Genomic DNA, 15368 nt, shown 5'->3' on the forward strand with positions numbered 1-15368 from the left:
ATAGGAGCTACAGCGACTATAGCTTCAAGAGGGTAACCGGAAAAATTCGCCGCTTTCCGGGAATGCCACACGTTCCCGTGACCCCGGGCCGCCGGCAGGGTCTCACCGTCGGTTGGTTGCGGGAATCCGGCTGGAAAGCTACAAGGGCTGTAGCATCAGGAGGCGCCATGCTGACGATCGGAACCCTCGCGAAACGCACCGGGACCAATGTGCAGACGATCCGTTATTATGAACAGATCGACCTGATGCCGGTGCCGGGCCGAACCGAGGGCGGGCAGCGCCGCTACAATGACGCGGATCTCGACCGGCTCGCCTTTATTCGTCATGCGCGGCAATTGGGATTTGCCCTCGATGCCATCCGGGAGCTTCTCGATCTGTCCGACACGCCCGACCATTCCTGCGCCCATGTCGATTCCATCGCGAAAAAGCAGCTAAAGCAGGTCGAGGCCCGTATTGTCCGCCTGGAAGCGCTACGGACCGAACTGAGGCGCATGATTGCCGATTGTGCCGGTGGTTCGGTGGCGGATTGCCGGGTGCTCGAAGTGTTGCGCGATCATGGCGAATGCCTTGCCGATCATGACGGCACCCCGGCGTGACAACCCGGGATGACAGGTAGCTGTCGGCGTTCGATCCAAAGGCAACGGACGCATGCAGGTCAGGTGATCTTGCAATGCGCTTACCCGCCGCCCGGAGCAAGAAAGCGATCAGGCCACAAGTGTAGGGGGGGCGGTCTTGTCATCGTCGCTGCTGCCGTCATCGGGCAGTCCTTCGCGTGACAGCAGCACCGCAACCGGGCGCAGCCACGGGATATGCGCACAGACGATCATCAGTGCGACCATGATCGGGACCGCCAGGAACATGCCGGGAATTCCCCAGACCGCGCCCCAGAAGGCAAGGCTGAGGATGATCCCGAAGCTCGACAGCCGCAATGTCTGGCCAAGCAGCATCGGGTCCAGCACATTACCGATGGTGAATTGCACCAGGGTGCAGGCCGCGGCGATGATCATCGTCACGGTGGTATCGCCACTGAGAACGAAGGCCAGCACCGCCGCGATGGCCGTGGCGATGATCGAGCCGACCGAGGGGATGAAGTTCAGCACGAAGGTCAGCAACGCGATCGGCCCGGCAAGGCCGACCTCTGCCAGCGTGAAGATCAGCCAGACGGCCACCGCCGTCACGGTGCTGACCGCCGTCTTGACCACCAGGTAGCGGTTCACCCTGTGCATGATCGAGGAAATGATCCGCCGGACCTGCAACGCCTTCTGCGGGTCGCCGGTCAGGCGTTCGACCTTGACGGGGAACCAGACCTGCTCGGCAAACATGAAGCCGACGAACAGGATCACCAGGACGCTGCCCTGCAGGACGCCGGTCGCCTGACCGGCAAGCGATCGGATCCAGCCGGTGATATTGAAATTCGAGATCGCGGTCAGCAGGCGGTCCTGCACATCCGGGCCCAGCCATTGCGTCAGCGTCGGCAGGGCGGCCTGCGCCTGTTCGACATAGACGACAGCGGTCTGGACGACCTGGTTTATCTGGGCAACGACCGTGGTCGAGACCCAGAGAACCCCCAGCACGATGCCGATCAGCGCAAGCATCGTGCCCATCCAGTTGGGCACCTTCAGGCGCGAGCAAATGGCAAAGATCGCATCGGTGGTCAGCGAGAACAGGATGATGGCGATGGCCAATGAGATCAGGATGAAACGTGCCTGCACCAACATGAACAGGATCAGCCCGAATGCGATGATGCCCAGGAACCCCGTCTGGAGCCGTTCCCGCAATACGCGCTCGCTAGAATGATCCACCCCGTTTCCTCGTTATTTATGACATCAAACCGTCTCCGGCGGATTCGTGGTCCCGCCGGGTTCCTATTCTTCAGCCTCGCCGCTGTCTTCGGATTCGGCATCGCCTTGCTCGGCGACACGGGCGACCGACACGACCACCTCGCCACTCGCGGTGTTGAAGACCCGCACACCGCCTGCCGAGCGCGAACGGAAGCTGATCCCCTCGACCGGCACCCGGATCGACTGGCCGGTCGAGGTCGCCAGCATGATCTGGTCATCCGGCTCGACCGGGAAACTGGCGACCAGCGGGCCGCCGCGCATCGCCTTGTCCATCGCCATGACGCCCTGGCCGCCGCGCCCGCGCACCGAATAATCGTGCGAAGAACTGATCTTGCCCGCGCCCTTGGCGGTGATGGTCAGGATCAGGTCCTCGGCCGCCGACATCTCGGCATAGCGTTCCTGCGTGATGCTGCCTTCCTCGACGGTGTCCTCGTCCTCATCGGCCTCGGCCCCGTCATCCAGCGCTCCGGCCACGGCGCGGCGCATCTTGAGATAGGCGGCGCGTTCGGCCGGATCGGCCTCGAAATGCCGGATCACCGACATGCTGACGACACTGTCGCCCTTGGCCAGCCTGATGCCGCGCACCCCGGTCGAATCGCGGCCCTTGAAGACCCGCACCGCCGTGGTGGAAAAGCGGATCGCCCGGCCCCCGGAGGTGACCATCATCACGTCGTCCTCTTCGGTCGCCATGCGCGCGGCGACAAGGCTGACGCCTTCTGGCAGTTTCATCGCGATCTTGCCGTTCGAGCGGACATTGGCGAAATCCGACAGGGCGTTGCGGCGCACATCCCCCTGCGAGGTGGCAAAGACGACCTGGTACCTGTCCCATTCGCTTTCCGGCGCATCCACCGGCATCAGCGCGGCGATGGAAACGCCCGGATCGATGGGAAGGATATTGACGATCGCCTTGCCCTTGGCGGTCCGTCCGCCAAGCGGCAGGCGCCAGGTCTTGAGCCGGTAGACCATGCCGTCGGTGGTGAAGAACAGCAGTTCCGTGTGGGTATTGGCGACAAACAGCGTGGTCACCACGTCGTCTTCCTTGGTCGCCATCCCCGACAGACCCTTGCCGCCGCGGCGCTGCGCCCGGAACTCGGCCAGCGCGGTACGCTTGATATAGCCGCCCGAGGTGATGGTGACGACCATGTCCTCGCGCTCGATCAAGTCCTCGTCCAGCATGTCGCCGGACCATTCGGTGATCTCGGTGCGGCGCGGCACGGCGAAGAGCTCCTTCACCTCGCGCAGCTCGTCGCTGATGATGCCGAGGATCCGTTCGCGCGAGGCGAGGATCGCCAGGTATTCGCGGATCGAATCGGCCAGTTCCTGCAACTCGTCGGTGACTTCCTTGACGCCGATCTGCGTCAACCGCTGCAGCCGCAGGTCCAGGATGGCGCGGGCCTGCGTCTCCGACAGGTTGTAGGTCCCGTCCTCGTTGATGGGATGCAGCGGGTCGTCGATCAGCCGCAGGTATTCGGCGATGTCATGGGCGGGCCAGCGCCGCTCCATCAGCCGCGCGCGCGCCTCTGCCGCATCGGCCGAGGAACGGATCGTCGCCACCACCTCATCGACATTGCTGACCGCCACGGCCAGCCCGCAAAGGATATGGCTGCGCTCGCGCGCCTTGCGCAGTTCATAGGCCGTGCGCCGTGCGACAACTTCTTCGCGGAAGGCAATGAAATAAGTCAGGAAATCCCGTAGCGTAAGCTGCTCGGGACGGCCGCCGTTCAGGGCCAGCATATTGCAGCCGAAATGGGTCTGCATGGGGGTAAAGCGGAACAGCTGGTTCAGAACCACATCGGGGGTCGCGTCCCGTTTCAGCTCGATCACCACGCGCACGCCGGAACGGTCGGATTCGTCCTGGACGTTGGAGATCCCCTCGATCCGCTTTTCCTTGGCCAGATCGGCGATGCGTTCGATCAGGTTGGATTTGTTCACCTGATAGGGGATCTCATCCAGCACGATGGCATAACGATCCTTGCGCGGTTCCTCGATATGGGTCTTGGCGCGGATGATGACGCTGCCGCGCCCCTCCAGATAGGCCTTGCGCGCGCCCGAGCGGCCCAGGATCAGGGCGCCGGTCGGGAAATCCGGGCCGGGAACGATCTCGAGGATGCGTTCGGTCGGCAGGTCGGGATTCTCGATCAGTGCCAATGTCGCATCCACGATCTCGCCCAGGTTATGCGGCGGGATATTGGTGGCCATGCCGACGGCGATACCGCCCGCACCATTGACCAGCATGTTCGGGAAACGCGCGGGCAGAACCGTCGGTTCACGATCCTTGCCGTCGTAATTGTCCTGGAAATCGACCGTGTCCTTGTCTATATCCATCAGCAGGTAATTGGCCGGCTTGTCCATGCGCACTTCGGTGTAACGCATCGCCGCCGGGGGATCGCCATCCATCGAGCCAAAATTGCCCTGTCCGTCCAGCAGTGGCAGCGACATCGAGAAACTCTGTGCCATCCGAACCAAGGCGTCATAGATCGCGCTGTCGCCATGCGGGTGGTATTTACCCATCACGTCGCCGATCGGCCGGGCCGATTTGCGATAGGGCTTGTCATGGCTGTTGCCGGTCTCGTTCATCGCATAAAGGATGCGGCGGTGAACCGGTTTCAGCCCGTCGCGCAGATCGGGGATCGCCCGGCTGACGATGACCGACATGGCATAGTCGAGATATGAGGTCCGCATCTCGGACGAGATGTCGATCAGCGGCCCATCATGCGCCATGACCTGGCGGGGGCTGCTGCTGTTTTCGTCGCCTGTTTCCGGGGTTTCCGGCAGATCGTCTTCAGGAGTGTCGGCCACGTGAATTCCTCAACATCTTGTTGAGTTTCGGTATAGCGGACACGGTCGGTGGGAGCAATCTCGCACCCCGGGTTTTGCGGGGATTCGCCAATAAACCTGGTGCGGTCGTCTCGCCTGGCGTGGCTTGCCCGGGCTTTCAGCGGGCCCGGCGCGCGGCCATTCCCCAGACCACGGCAAGACAGGCCGAAAACACCGCGTTCCAGCTTGCCATGGACAGGCCGAGAAAACGCCATGTGACCTCGTCGCAGCGCACCACCGGGGCTTTCTGCAGCTTTGCCATCAGGTCCTTGGCCGACATGTTGGCGATATCGCCGATCCCGCCCGAGCAATGCGAGGGGCCGGGCCACCAGGCCATCTCGACCCCGCTGTGATAGAGGGCCAGCCCCATCGCCACTCCGGCCACGGCCATTCCCAGCAGGGCCAGCGTCCTGACCCGCCCTGTCAACAGGATCAATCCGGCGACGATCACCGCGGCCAGATGCGGCCAGCGTTGCAGGATGCACAATTCGCAAGGCGCATAGCCCGCCGCCTGGAACCCCAGTGCCGCCAGCAGCAATGCCGCCGATCCGCCTCCGGCGAGAAGAGCCAACCGAGTTGCGTTCATAGATACCTCAGTGCGACAAAGCCTCCGACGAGGCAGACCATGAAGACGGTGAAGACCAGTCCCAACCGCCGTTCGATGAAATCGCGGATGGGCGGTCCGAACCGCCACAGAAGCGCGGCGACGACAAAGAACCGGCCCGCGCGACCGATGATCGCAGTCAGCACGAATAGCGGCAAAGGGAAACCCACGGCGCCTGAAAAGATCGTGATGACCTTGAAGGGAAAGGGCGTCAACGCGGCGAACAGCACCGCCCATCCGCCATATTCGGCAAAGCGGGCGGCAAGCTGGTGATAGGCCTCTTCCTTGCCATAGGCGGTCAATACCCATTGACCGGCGCTGTCCATCAGCGCCGCGCCGATCCAGTATCCCAGCAGGCCGCCCAGCACCGAACCGAGCGTCGCCACGGCTGCGATGACGAAGGCCCGTGCCTTGCGCGCCAGCACCATCGGGATCATCAGCACATCCGGCGGGATCGGAAAGACCGAGCTTTCGATGAAACTGACCCCGAACAGGGCGGGTATCGCGTGCCGATGCGCCGCAAGCCCCATCGTCCAGTCATATAACTTGCGCAGCATGCGGTCCCCTTCGTTCCGGATCCTGACTTGACCGCAGGGGATCGGGTCGTCAAGTCACTTGCGAATGCATTGCGCTGCGGCGATGATCCCGAGTCAGGATCAAACCGGGTGAGGCAGAGCTATGAGATGGCGGGGCAGACGCGGCAGCGGCAATATCGAGGATCGGCGTGGCATGCGCCGCACGCGCGCCGGAGGCGTCGGTGTGGTGGGCATGCTGGCGGTTCTGGCGGTCGGCTATTTCTTCGGCATCGACATCACGCCCCTCGTCCAGGGGCTGGACCAGGGGCAGCCTTCGCGGCAGCAGGGCGCCCCGCTCAGCGAGGCCGATCAGCAATACGGCGAATTCGTCTCGGTCGTTCTGGCCGATACCGAGGAGGTCTGGGGAGCAGCCCTGCCCGAGCAGGCGGGCATGGACTATGTTGAACCGACGCTGGTGCTGTTCAGCGGCGCGGTGCAATCCGCATGCGGTGGCGCCTCGGCGGCGATGGGCCCGTTCTATTGCCCCGGAGACCGCAAGGTCTATCTGGATACCGATTTCTTCGACCTGATGGCACAGCGGATGGGGGCCGGGGGCGATTTCGCCGCCGCCTACGTGATCGCGCATGAGATCGGCCACCACGTCCAGAACCTGACCGGCATCCTGGGGGAGGTGAATTCCATGCGCAGCCGCGTCAGCCAGGCGGATTCGAATGCGCTGTCGGTGCTGACCGAGTTGCAGGCCGATTGCTATGCCGGGATCTGGGCGCGCCATGCGCAAGAGCGTTTCGGCACGCTGGAAGAGGGCGACCTGGCCGAGGCGATGGGGGCCGCCGAAGCCGTCGGCGATGACGTGATCCAGTCCAACGCGGGGCGCACGCCGATGCCTGACAGCTTCACCCATGGCAGCGCGGCGCAGCGGCAGGAATGGCTGATGCGGGGGTTCCGCTCGGGCCAGATGGCGCAATGCGACTCATTCGCCGAGGCCGGGCTGTAGCGCAGGCGGCAGGGAACCGTTTCAGCGCGGCAGACGAACTCCGCGGCCCCGCTCCATCATCGCCCATTCGGGCCACCAGCCCAGCTTTTCCAGTGCGACGATGGCAATGACGATGGCGACAACGGCCAGGACCAGCTTGACCATCCGCGCAGTTGGCGGGTGGCGCGCCCATTTCGATGCCCGGAGAAGCCAGACCAGGTTGTTCATCGCCCAATTATCCTGTTACTGCCCTTGGACTAGCAAACAACCCGATCCGCCGAAACCCAAGAGTTCTCCTTGCCGCATCATCAGGACAATCGCGACCTCCCCTATACCGCCCGCCAGATGTTCGACCTCGTGGCCGATGTGGAAAGCTATCCGCTATTCCTGCCATGGAACAGCGCGGCCCGCATCCGCTCGCGCCGGACCCGCCCCGACGGGGCAGAGGAAATCGCCGCCGATCTTGTCATCAGCTTCAAGGTCTTCCGTGAACGGTTCGGCAGCAGGGTGGTGTTATGGCCTGCCGATCCCGGCACCGGGAGCCTGAAGATCGACACCGAATACCTGGACGGCCCTTTCAAGCATATGCGCAGCGGCTGGACATTCATGGATCGCCCCGGAGGCGGCAGCCGGGTCGAGTTCTTCGTGGATTTCGAATTCCGCAACGCCATCCTGCAACGGCTGATCGGCGTTGTCTTTCACGAGGCCATGTCCCGAATCGTCAAGGCGTTCGAAGACCGCGCCCGCACGCTTTACGGCTGAGTTCCGGGCCGCCGCCGAATGTGCGGCCCTTCTTCTTCATGCAAACATCCCGGGGAGTCGCCGGAACGGTGGCGGGGCAGGGCCCCGGAAAGGCCCCGCGCCACGCGGCAGAATCAGCTGACCGCCGCCTTCAGTGCCTCGGCCCGGTCGGTCTTTTCCCAACTGAAGGCAATTGCGCCGTTCAGCGTGTAGGGATCGCGTCCGAAATGCCCGTAACTGGAAGTCGGGCGATAGATCGGATGCAGCAGGTCCAGGTCGCGGATGATCGCGAAGGGGCGCAGGTCGAACACGTCGCGCACGGCGGCAACGATCCTGTCATGCGGAACGGTCTCGGTGCCGAAGGTGTTCAGCGAGATCGAGGTCGGCTGCGCCTCGCCGATGGCATAGCTCACCTGCAATTCACAGCGCCTGGCCAGCCCCGCCGCCACGATATTCTTGGCGACCCATCGTCCCGCATAGGCCGCCGAGCGATCCACCTTGGACGGATCCTTGCCGGAAAAGGCCCCGCCGCCATGACGGGCCATGCCGCCATAGCTGTCAACGATGATCTTGCGTCCGGTCAACCCGCAATCGCCCACCGGCCCGCCGATCACGAATTTCCCGGTCGGGTTGATGAAATATTTCGTCTCTTTCGACAGCCATTCGGCGGGCAGGACCGGCCTGATGATTTCCTCGATCACCGCCTCGCGCAGATCGGCAAGCCCGATATCGGGGTTATGCTGCGTCGACAACACGACCGCGTCGATGCCCTCGGGGCGCCCATCCGCATCGTAGCGCAGCGTTACCTGCGATTTCGCATCCGGGCGCAGCCATGGCAGGATGCCATTGCGGCGAACCTTGGACTGCCGCTCGACCAGACGATGCGCATAGGTGATCGGGGCGGGCATCAGCACGTCGGTCTCGTCCGAGGCATAGCCGAACATCAGCCCCTGGTCGCCCGCGCCCTGCTCCTCGAGCTTTTCGCGGTCGACGCCCTGGTTGATCTCGGGCGATTGCTTGCCGATGATATTGATGACCGAGCATGTCGCGCCGTCGAAACCGACATCCGAGGAGTCATAGCCGATATCGTTGATGACCTCGCGCACGATCGATTCCAGATCCACCCATGCGCTGGTGGTGATCTCGCCCGAGATGATCGCGACGCCGGTTTTCACCATCGTCTCGCAGGCGACGCGGGCGCGCGGGTCCTCGGCCATGATGGCGTCGAGGATGGCGTCCGAGATCTGGTCGGCGATCTTGTCGGGATGGCCCTCGGAAACGGATTCCGAGGTGAACAGAGAATATTCACTCATGTTTCAATACCGGTAATGATCTGATTTGAAGGGACCTTCGGGGGTGACGCCGATATATTCGGCCTGCTCGCGGGACAGTTGTGTCAGCTTTGCCCCGATCTTGTCCAGATGCAGCCTTGCGACCTTTTCATCCAGATGCTTGGGCAGGATATAGACGCCGGGCTTATAGTCGCCGCCCTCGCTCCACAATTCGATCTGCGCCAGCACCTGGTTGGTGAAGCTGGCCGACATCACGAAGGAGGGATGCCCGGTCGCATTACCCAGGTTCAGCAGCCGCCCCTGCGACAGCAGGATGATCCGGTTGCCCGAGGGCATCTCGATCATGTCCACCTGGTCCTTGATATTGGTCCATTTGTGGTTCTTGAGATTGGCGACCTGAATCTCGTTGTCGAAATGGCCGATATTGCCGACGATGGCCATGTCCTTCATCTCGCGCATATGCTCGATGCGGATCACGTCGCGGTTGCCGGTGGTGGTGATGAAGATATCGGCGCTACCTGCCACATCCTCCAGCGTCACCACCTCGAACCCGTCCATCGCCGCCTGCAATGCGCAGATCGGATCGACCTCGGTCACCTTCACCCGTGCACCGGCGCCGGCCAGCGAGGCCGCCGAGCCCTTGCCGACATCGCCATAACCGCAGACGACCGCCACCTTGCCCGCCATCATCACGTCGGTGGCGCGGCGGATGCCGTCGACAAGGCTTTCCTTGCAGCCATACTTGTTGTCGAATTTCGACTTGGTGACGCTGTCATTGACGTTGATCGCCGGGAAGGGCAGCAGGCCCTTCTTGTGCAGGTCATAGAGGCGATGCACGCCGGTCGTGGTTTCCTCGCTGACGCCCTTGATCGCATCGCGCTGAGCGGTGAACCAGCCGGGGCTTTCCACCAGCCGCTTCCGGATCTGGGCAAACAGCGCCTCTTCCTCTTCGCTGGTCGGGGTGGCGATCAGGTCGGTTTCGCCCGCCTCTACCCGCGCGCCCAGCAGGATGTAGAGCGTCGCATCCCCGCCATCGTCCAGGATCATGTTCGCCGTGCCCCCATCCTCATCACTGGCGGAGAACTGGAAGATCCGGTCGGTATAGGACCAGTATTCCTCCAGCGTTTCGCCCTTGATGGCAAAGACCGGCACGCCGGTCGCGGCAATCGCCGCCGCGGCGTGATCCTGCGTCGAATAAATATTGCAGGACGCCCACCTTACCTCGGCGCCAAGCGCGGTCAGCGTCTCGATCAGCACGGCGGTCTGCACGGTCATGTGCAGCGAACCCGCGATCCGTGCACCCTTCAGCGGCTTCGCCTCGCCATATTCCGCCCGCAGGGCCATCAGCCCCGGCATCTCGGTTTCGGCGATGTCCAGTTCCTTGCGGCCGTAATCAGCCAGAGAGATGTCCTTGATGATGTGATCGGTCACGGGAATCCTGCCTTCTCGTCATGCATGGGTTGCAAGCGGCATAGCGCATCACAAGCCCGAGCGGAATGCCGCTTTGGCTACAAGTTGATACATTCGTCGCGAAAAGCCGCAATGCGCGAAAGCGGCTGCCCGTTCATCCGTCGCTGCGCGCCTGCCGCTTGCGCTCATGCGGATCGAGCCAGCGCTTGCGCAGCCGGATGCTCTTGGGCGTCACCTCGACCAACTCGTCGTCATTGATATAGGCGATGGCCTCTTCCAGCGACAGCCGCAGGGGCGGGGTGAGCCGCACCGCGTCATCCGTGCCCGAGGCCCGAACATTGGTCAGCTTCTTGCCCTTGAGCGGGTTCACCTCAAGGTCGTTGTCGCGCGAATGCTCGCCGATGATCATGCCCTGGTAGACCTGCTCCTGCGCGCCGATGAACATCTTGCCGCGCTCTTCCAGGTTCCACAGCGCATAGGCGACGGAAACCCCGTCCTCCATCGAGATCAGCACGCCCTGGCGGCGGCCCTGGATCGAGCCCTTGTAGGGGGTCCAGCCGTGGAAAATCCGGTTCAGCACGCCGTTTCCACGCGTATCGGTCATGAATTCGCCGTGATAGCCGATCAGCCCGCGCGAGGGCACATGGGCGACGATCCGGGTCTTGCCATGGCCTGCCGGGCGCATGTCGACCATTTCGCCCTTGCGGTCGCCGGTCAGCTTCTCGATCACCGCGCCGGTATAGTCGTCATCGACATCGATGATGACTTCCTCGACCGGTTCCAGCCGCTGGCCGTCCTCTTCGCGGAAGATCACCCGGGGGCGGCTGATCGACAGTTCGAACCCCTCGCGGCGCATGTTCTCGATCAGCACGCCCATCTGCAATTCGCCCCGGCCCGAGACGACGAAAGCCTCGCCGCCCGGCGTGTCCTCGACGCGGATGGCGACATTGGATTCGGCCTCTTTCATGAGCCGTTCGCGGATCACGCGCGATTGCACCTTCTTGCCGTCACGCCCGGCCAGCGGGCTGTCATTGATGCCGAAGGTGACGCTGATCGTGGGCGGATCGATGGGCTGCGAGGGCAGGGCGGTCTCGACCTCGGGGGCACAGAGCGTATCCGCGACGGTTGCACGCGCCATGCCCGCCAGCGTGACGATATCGCCCGCCACGGCTTCTTCGATGGGCTGTTGCGTCAGCCCGCGGAAGGCCAGGACCTTGGAAATCCGGAACTGCTCGATGCGCTGGCCATCGCGGCTCAGCGCCTTCAGCGTATCGCCCGCCTTCGCGCGGCCAGATTCGACCCGCCCGGTCAGCAACCGGCCAAGGAAGGGGTCGGCGCCAAGAGTCGTCGCCAGCATCCGGAATGGCTCATCTGCCCGTCCGACCTGTTTCGGCGCCTCGACATGACGCAGGATCATGTCGAACAGCGCGGTCATGTCCTGGCGCGGCCCGTCCAGCGACTCGTCCGCCCAGCCCCCGATGCCCGAGGCGTAGAGATGCGGGAAATCGAGCTGCTCGTCGCTGGCGCCCAGATTGGCGAAGAGGTCGAAGACATCGTTCAGCGCGTCGTCGGGCTCGGCGGCGGGCTTGTCGACCTTGTTCAGCACCACGATGGGACGCAGCCCGAGCGCCAGCGCCTTGGACGTGACGAATTTCGTCTGCGGCATCGGGCCCTCGGCGGCATCGACCAGCAGGCAGACGCCATCGACCATCGACAGGATGCGCTCCACCTCGCCGCCGAAATCGGCGTGGCCCGGTGTGTCGACGATATTGATCCGCGTGCCCTTCCATTCCACCGAGGTGGCCTTGGCGAGAATGGTGATGCCGCGCTCGCGCTCGATATCGTTGCTGTCCATGGCGCGCTCGGCCACGGCCTGGTTCTCTCGGAAGGACCCCGATTGCTTCAGCAACTGGTCGACCAGCGTGGTCTTGCCGTGGTCGACATGGGCGATGATGGCGATATTGCGGGTATCCATTGGGTAGCCTTCCGGTTTGCGCCGCTGCCCTAGCCGAGCGGCGGAGGAAAAGCCAGCCGAAAGTGATCCGGAGAGGGGAAGGCGGGCCGGTTCGGGCCGGTTCGGGCCGTTACGCGGCGATCCGGCACCAGATCGCGACCCGGAACCGGGACATGCGATGCCCCCGGGCGCGATACGGCTGACCAGCCCCTGGGCAGAGGGACTGGCTACCTTCCTCGATCTGTCGCCGGATGCCGTTCCCCGCTCGTCAGCAGGTATCGTTCAGAGACCGAGGATTTCCTTCGCTTCGGCCAGTGCATCGACCGCGGCCTGGTGGTTGCCGGCATCATGCTCGGCCTCTCCGAGGTCGCGCAGTTCCTGCACCTTCGCGAGATCGGCTTCCGAGAGCGAGGCGGTTTCCAGCGCGGCGTCGATCTGGCTCATATCCGCCGGGCATTGGAAGGCGAGGGCGGGACTGGCGGCGAAAGCGGCGAAGGCCAGGGCGAGGCTCAGGCGTTTCATGGCGTTGTCTCCTTTTCTCACGTTGTGGGACAGTGGCGAAACTATAGCACAGGAGTCCGTTATCGAGACAGTGCAACGGGCGATGTCTCGATAACGGCCACTTTCCGCGTCATTGCCGGTCAGGTGGGAGTGGGCCAGTTGATCGGGAGGGTGGCTGGTTTGAGTCCTTTGCGGTTATTGCCTTGCCCCACCACATCGTTCAAGTTGGATGTAACAAAACGGGACAGGATCAGCGGCTATGAGCTTCCATAATTTTCGAATGCTGACTACATTCGTCGCTCTCTTTAGCGTTTTGCCCGCCCACTTCCTGACCGCCCAACCAGCGGAGAAAGCACTGTCGAACGCGTTGTCGGATTGTCGTCAGTGGGCTGCTGACATCGATGGAGAAAATTTGCTCCCCGAACCTTGGAAACCAATTCTTGAGAACTTCGAGACCCAGAACCGATTGGATTCATTCTACTTAAACTCTTCATATCCATTATACATCTATACTAGTTTTGAAGAAACAATATCTGAAACTCTTCCTTATGCGAACAAGATATGCCGGATTAGGTCTATCGATACATCGACTGGCGCATTCTCCTGGATTGGCGGTGAAATTAACGTCGGCAATATCTGGGACGACATCCGTCCCTTGCCAGACGAGACCATTAGACAGCAGTTAAGCGAGCTAGCCTACGAATTCGAGCACGATCCAAATATCGTCCCACTTTTAGGTACTGAAGATGATGATACCCGTATGCTTCTGGAATGTAATCGAAAATCCTCGATCAGTCTACTGATCCCCTCCCCTAGACTTGCTTCTGCTGATTGGTCATTGGAAGTGCATTTTATGGCGGGTCCCCCGACGGACGACTCCGTCACCGCCGAAGCCAGCAATAACTGTCCGTAAAAGATTGGCCGCTACAGCTAAGGGGTAAAGTCGACAGCTTCGTCCGCATAGCCGACATCCCCAACACAACCGGATACCACCCGCCCCGTCCCCACGCTCGTGACATTCCCGCCTCGGGCGCAACGCCGGTTTCACGTCTTGTGTACGCTTCGTGCGATGGGTTGCCTCGGCAAATGCCGGTCAGGCCTCGCGGCGAGCGTTGCACATGACCGGCATTCGCGGCCATTGCGCGCTGCCCTCCGAGCAGTGCCTACGGATGCCTCGCCGCCTCGGGTCAGCGCAGCCCGAGAAAGGACAGGATGAACAGCACCACGACCACGAGGCCGATGATATAGATGATGGAATTCATGGCTCGATTCCTTCTGTTGCCATATGTGAATAACCGCTTTCGCCGTGTTCTCCAGAGGATAACCGGTGGAAGACGATCCGGTTCCGCCGCGCGGTCTAGCCGCCGGGCAGCCAGTCCAGCCCGTTCTCGGTCAGGTGCTCGGGATTGTATTCCGCGCTGACCCAACCGCGATATCCCGAGGCGTCCAGCGCCGCGAAGAATGCCGGATAGTCGATCTCGCCGCCGGTGGGCTCGTGGCGGCCGGGATAGCCCGCGATCTGGATATGCCTGATGATCGGGGCATATTCACGCCAGGCCCCGATCGCGTCGCCGGTGATGGCTTGGGCGTGATAGGCGTCGAATTGCAACCCCAGATTCGGTGCGCCGAGCTCTGCGATGATTTCCGCCGCCAGTTCGAAATCCGCCAGGAAATAGCCGGGCTTGTCGGTCGGATTGATGACCTCGATGGTCAGGCTGGCATGCGGCGCGCGCTTGGCGGCCCAGGCCAGGTTGCGGATGAATATGGCGCGTGCGGCGGCATCCCCGGTGGTGCCGGCCATGACATGGATATGCCGCGACCGCAGTGACCGGGCGAAGCGCAAGGCCCGGTCGAAATCGTAGCGAAAGCGCTCTTCGAGCCCCGGCACCGCGGCGAATCCCCGTGGTCCGCCCGCCCAGTTCGGGGGTGGGGTATTGATCAGCACGATCTCCAGACCCGCCGCGACGGCCTTGCGCGACAGCGTGGCGGCGGGAATGTCATAGGGGAACAGGATCTCGACCCCCGCAAAGCCCGCCCCGGCGGCAGCGGCGAAGCGTTCCTCCATGGGGATCTCGGTGAAAAGCATGGTGAGATTGGCGGCGAAACGCGGCATCGGGCGTCAGATCTCGAGTGCGAAGAACTGCCCGTCCGAGCGGATGCCCGCACGCCCGTCCGGCCCATCCTCGGCGGCAGCGGCCAGCCGGTAGAAGGTCTTGCGATCGATCAGCGCCTCGAGTCCCGCACGGATATGGACATAGGGCCGCGGTTCGGCCTTGTCGCCCCGGATGATGATCGGATGATCGGCATCGGCGGTTACCTCGTCACCGACATTGGTGGTGAAGGTGATCCGGTCCGAAGCGATATCGGCATCGATGGCGATGAAAGGGGCATCCTCGACGCGAATCCCCACCTTTTCGACCGGCGTGACAAGGAAGAACCTGTCATCCTCGCGCTTCAGCACGGTCGAGAACAGCCGCACCATCGCCGGCCGCCCGATCGGTGTGCCCTCGTAGAACCAGGTTCCGTCGGCGCGGATCTCCATGTCCAGATCGCCGCAGAATGGCGGGTTCCACAGATGCACTGGCGGCAATCCGCCTTTTCGGGCCGCCTTGCTGGCTGCGGCGGCAATTCCCTCGGCGCTCACATTATTGTCAGACTGATCCGGCATTCGATATGGTCGCCCCTTGATGACTTCCCTA

The 15368-nt window shown here is 62.9% G+C and carries 15 protein-coding genes; 4 read left to right on the forward strand and 11 right to left on the reverse strand.

Annotated features, from left to right (window positions below):
* Window positions 1–167: 167 nt before the first annotated feature.
* Window positions 168–596, forward strand: coding sequence for a MerR family transcriptional regulator (locus A7A09_RS14650; RefSeq protein ID WP_106692095.1), 429 nt, complete (start codon window positions 168–170; stop codon window positions 594–596).
* Between the two features lie 108 nt (window positions 597–704).
* Here the strand turns inward: A7A09_RS14650 and A7A09_RS14655 are convergent, their stop codons facing one another.
* From A7A09_RS14655 to A7A09_RS14670, 4 genes are all read right to left on the reverse strand, one after another.
* Window positions 705–1802 (reverse strand): AI-2E family transporter, encoded by a 1098-nt coding sequence (locus tag A7A09_RS14655; protein WP_245999378.1) that lies wholly within the window; start codon window positions 1800–1802, stop codon window positions 705–707.
* Between the two features lie 63 nt (window positions 1803–1865).
* Window positions 1866–4562: a DNA gyrase subunit A gene (gyrA, locus tag A7A09_RS14660; protein WP_106692211.1), complete on the reverse strand. Its 2697-nt coding sequence runs from the start codon at window positions 4560–4562 to the stop codon at window positions 1866–1868.
* 214 nt (window positions 4563–4776) lie between these two features.
* Window positions 4777–5244: a disulfide bond formation protein B gene (locus A7A09_RS14665; protein ID WP_106692096.1), complete on the reverse strand. Its 468-nt coding sequence runs from the start codon at window positions 5242–5244 to the stop codon at window positions 4777–4779.
* Window positions 5241–5819, reverse strand: a complete 579-nt coding sequence (locus tag A7A09_RS14670) for a YqaA family protein (protein WP_106692097.1) — start codon at window positions 5817–5819, stop codon at window positions 5241–5243. The genes A7A09_RS14665 and A7A09_RS14670 overlap by 4 nt, the downstream gene beginning before the upstream one ends.
* 121 nt (window positions 5820–5940) lie before the next feature.
* Between A7A09_RS14670 and ypfJ the strand changes: the two genes are divergently transcribed.
* On the forward strand, window positions 5941–6792 hold the full coding sequence (ypfJ, locus tag A7A09_RS14675; protein ID WP_106692098.1) for a KPN_02809 family neutral zinc metallopeptidase: 852 nt from the start codon (window positions 5941–5943) through the stop codon (window positions 6790–6792).
* Window positions 6793–6813: 21 nt separating this feature from the next.
* On the opposite strand, the gene A7A09_RS14680 is transcribed toward ypfJ, so the two are convergent.
* Window positions 6814–6999 carry a hypothetical protein gene (locus A7A09_RS14680; RefSeq protein WP_106692099.1) on the reverse strand — a complete coding sequence of 62 codons (186 nt, stop codon included), beginning with the start codon at window positions 6997–6999 and terminating at the stop codon, window positions 6814–6816.
* Between the two features lie 69 nt (window positions 7000–7068).
* On the opposite strand from A7A09_RS14680, the gene A7A09_RS14685 reads away from it, so the two are divergent.
* Window positions 7069–7533, forward strand: coding sequence for a type II toxin-antitoxin system RatA family toxin (locus A7A09_RS14685; protein WP_106692100.1), 465 nt, complete (start codon window positions 7069–7071; stop codon window positions 7531–7533).
* Window positions 7534–7646: 113 nt separating this feature from the next.
* Here the strand turns inward: A7A09_RS14685 and metK are convergent, their stop codons facing one another.
* The 4 genes from metK to A7A09_RS14705 form a co-directional block, all read right to left on the reverse strand.
* Window positions 7647–8825, reverse strand: coding sequence for a methionine adenosyltransferase (gene metK / locus A7A09_RS14690; protein WP_106692101.1), 1179 nt, complete (start codon window positions 8823–8825; stop codon window positions 7647–7649).
* 3 nt (window positions 8826–8828) lie between these two features.
* The gene (gene ahcY / locus A7A09_RS14695) at window positions 8829–10235 is read right to left on the reverse strand and encodes an adenosylhomocysteinase (protein ID WP_106692102.1); all 1407 of its coding nucleotides are present in this window, start codon (window positions 10233–10235) and stop codon (window positions 8829–8831) included.
* Window positions 10236–10368: 133 nt separating this feature from the next.
* Window positions 10369–12189 (reverse strand): translational GTPase TypA, encoded by a 1821-nt coding sequence (typA, locus tag A7A09_RS14700; RefSeq protein ID WP_106692103.1) that lies wholly within the window; start codon window positions 12187–12189, stop codon window positions 10369–10371.
* A 261-nt stretch (window positions 12190–12450) separates the two neighbouring features.
* Window positions 12451–12690, reverse strand: a complete 240-nt coding sequence (locus A7A09_RS14705; RefSeq protein WP_106692104.1) for a PA2433 domain-containing protein — start codon at window positions 12688–12690, stop codon at window positions 12451–12453.
* 238 nt (window positions 12691–12928) lie between these two features.
* Between A7A09_RS14705 and A7A09_RS20580 the strand changes: the two genes are divergently transcribed.
* Entirely contained in the window at window positions 12929–13582 is a 654-nt protein-coding gene (locus tag A7A09_RS20580) for a hypothetical protein (protein WP_148043691.1), read from the forward strand.
* Between the two features lie 444 nt (window positions 13583–14026).
* Here A7A09_RS20580 and A7A09_RS14715 read toward each other — a convergent pair whose 3' ends face one another.
* Complete coding sequence (locus tag A7A09_RS14715) at window positions 14027–14782, reverse strand: hydroxypyruvate isomerase family protein (RefSeq protein ID WP_106692106.1); 756 nt, start codon at window positions 14780–14782, stop codon at window positions 14027–14029.
* A gap of 6 nt (window positions 14783–14788) precedes the next feature.
* Complete coding sequence (locus A7A09_RS14720) at window positions 14789–15337, reverse strand: DUF1285 domain-containing protein (RefSeq protein ID WP_106692107.1); 549 nt, start codon at window positions 15335–15337, stop codon at window positions 14789–14791.
* Window positions 15338–15368 lie beyond the last annotated feature (31 nt).

It is taken from the genome of Paracoccus methylarcula (assembly GCF_003007735.2).
Classification (GTDB): domain Bacteria; phylum Pseudomonadota; class Alphaproteobacteria; order Rhodobacterales; family Rhodobacteraceae; genus Paracoccus; species Paracoccus methylarcula.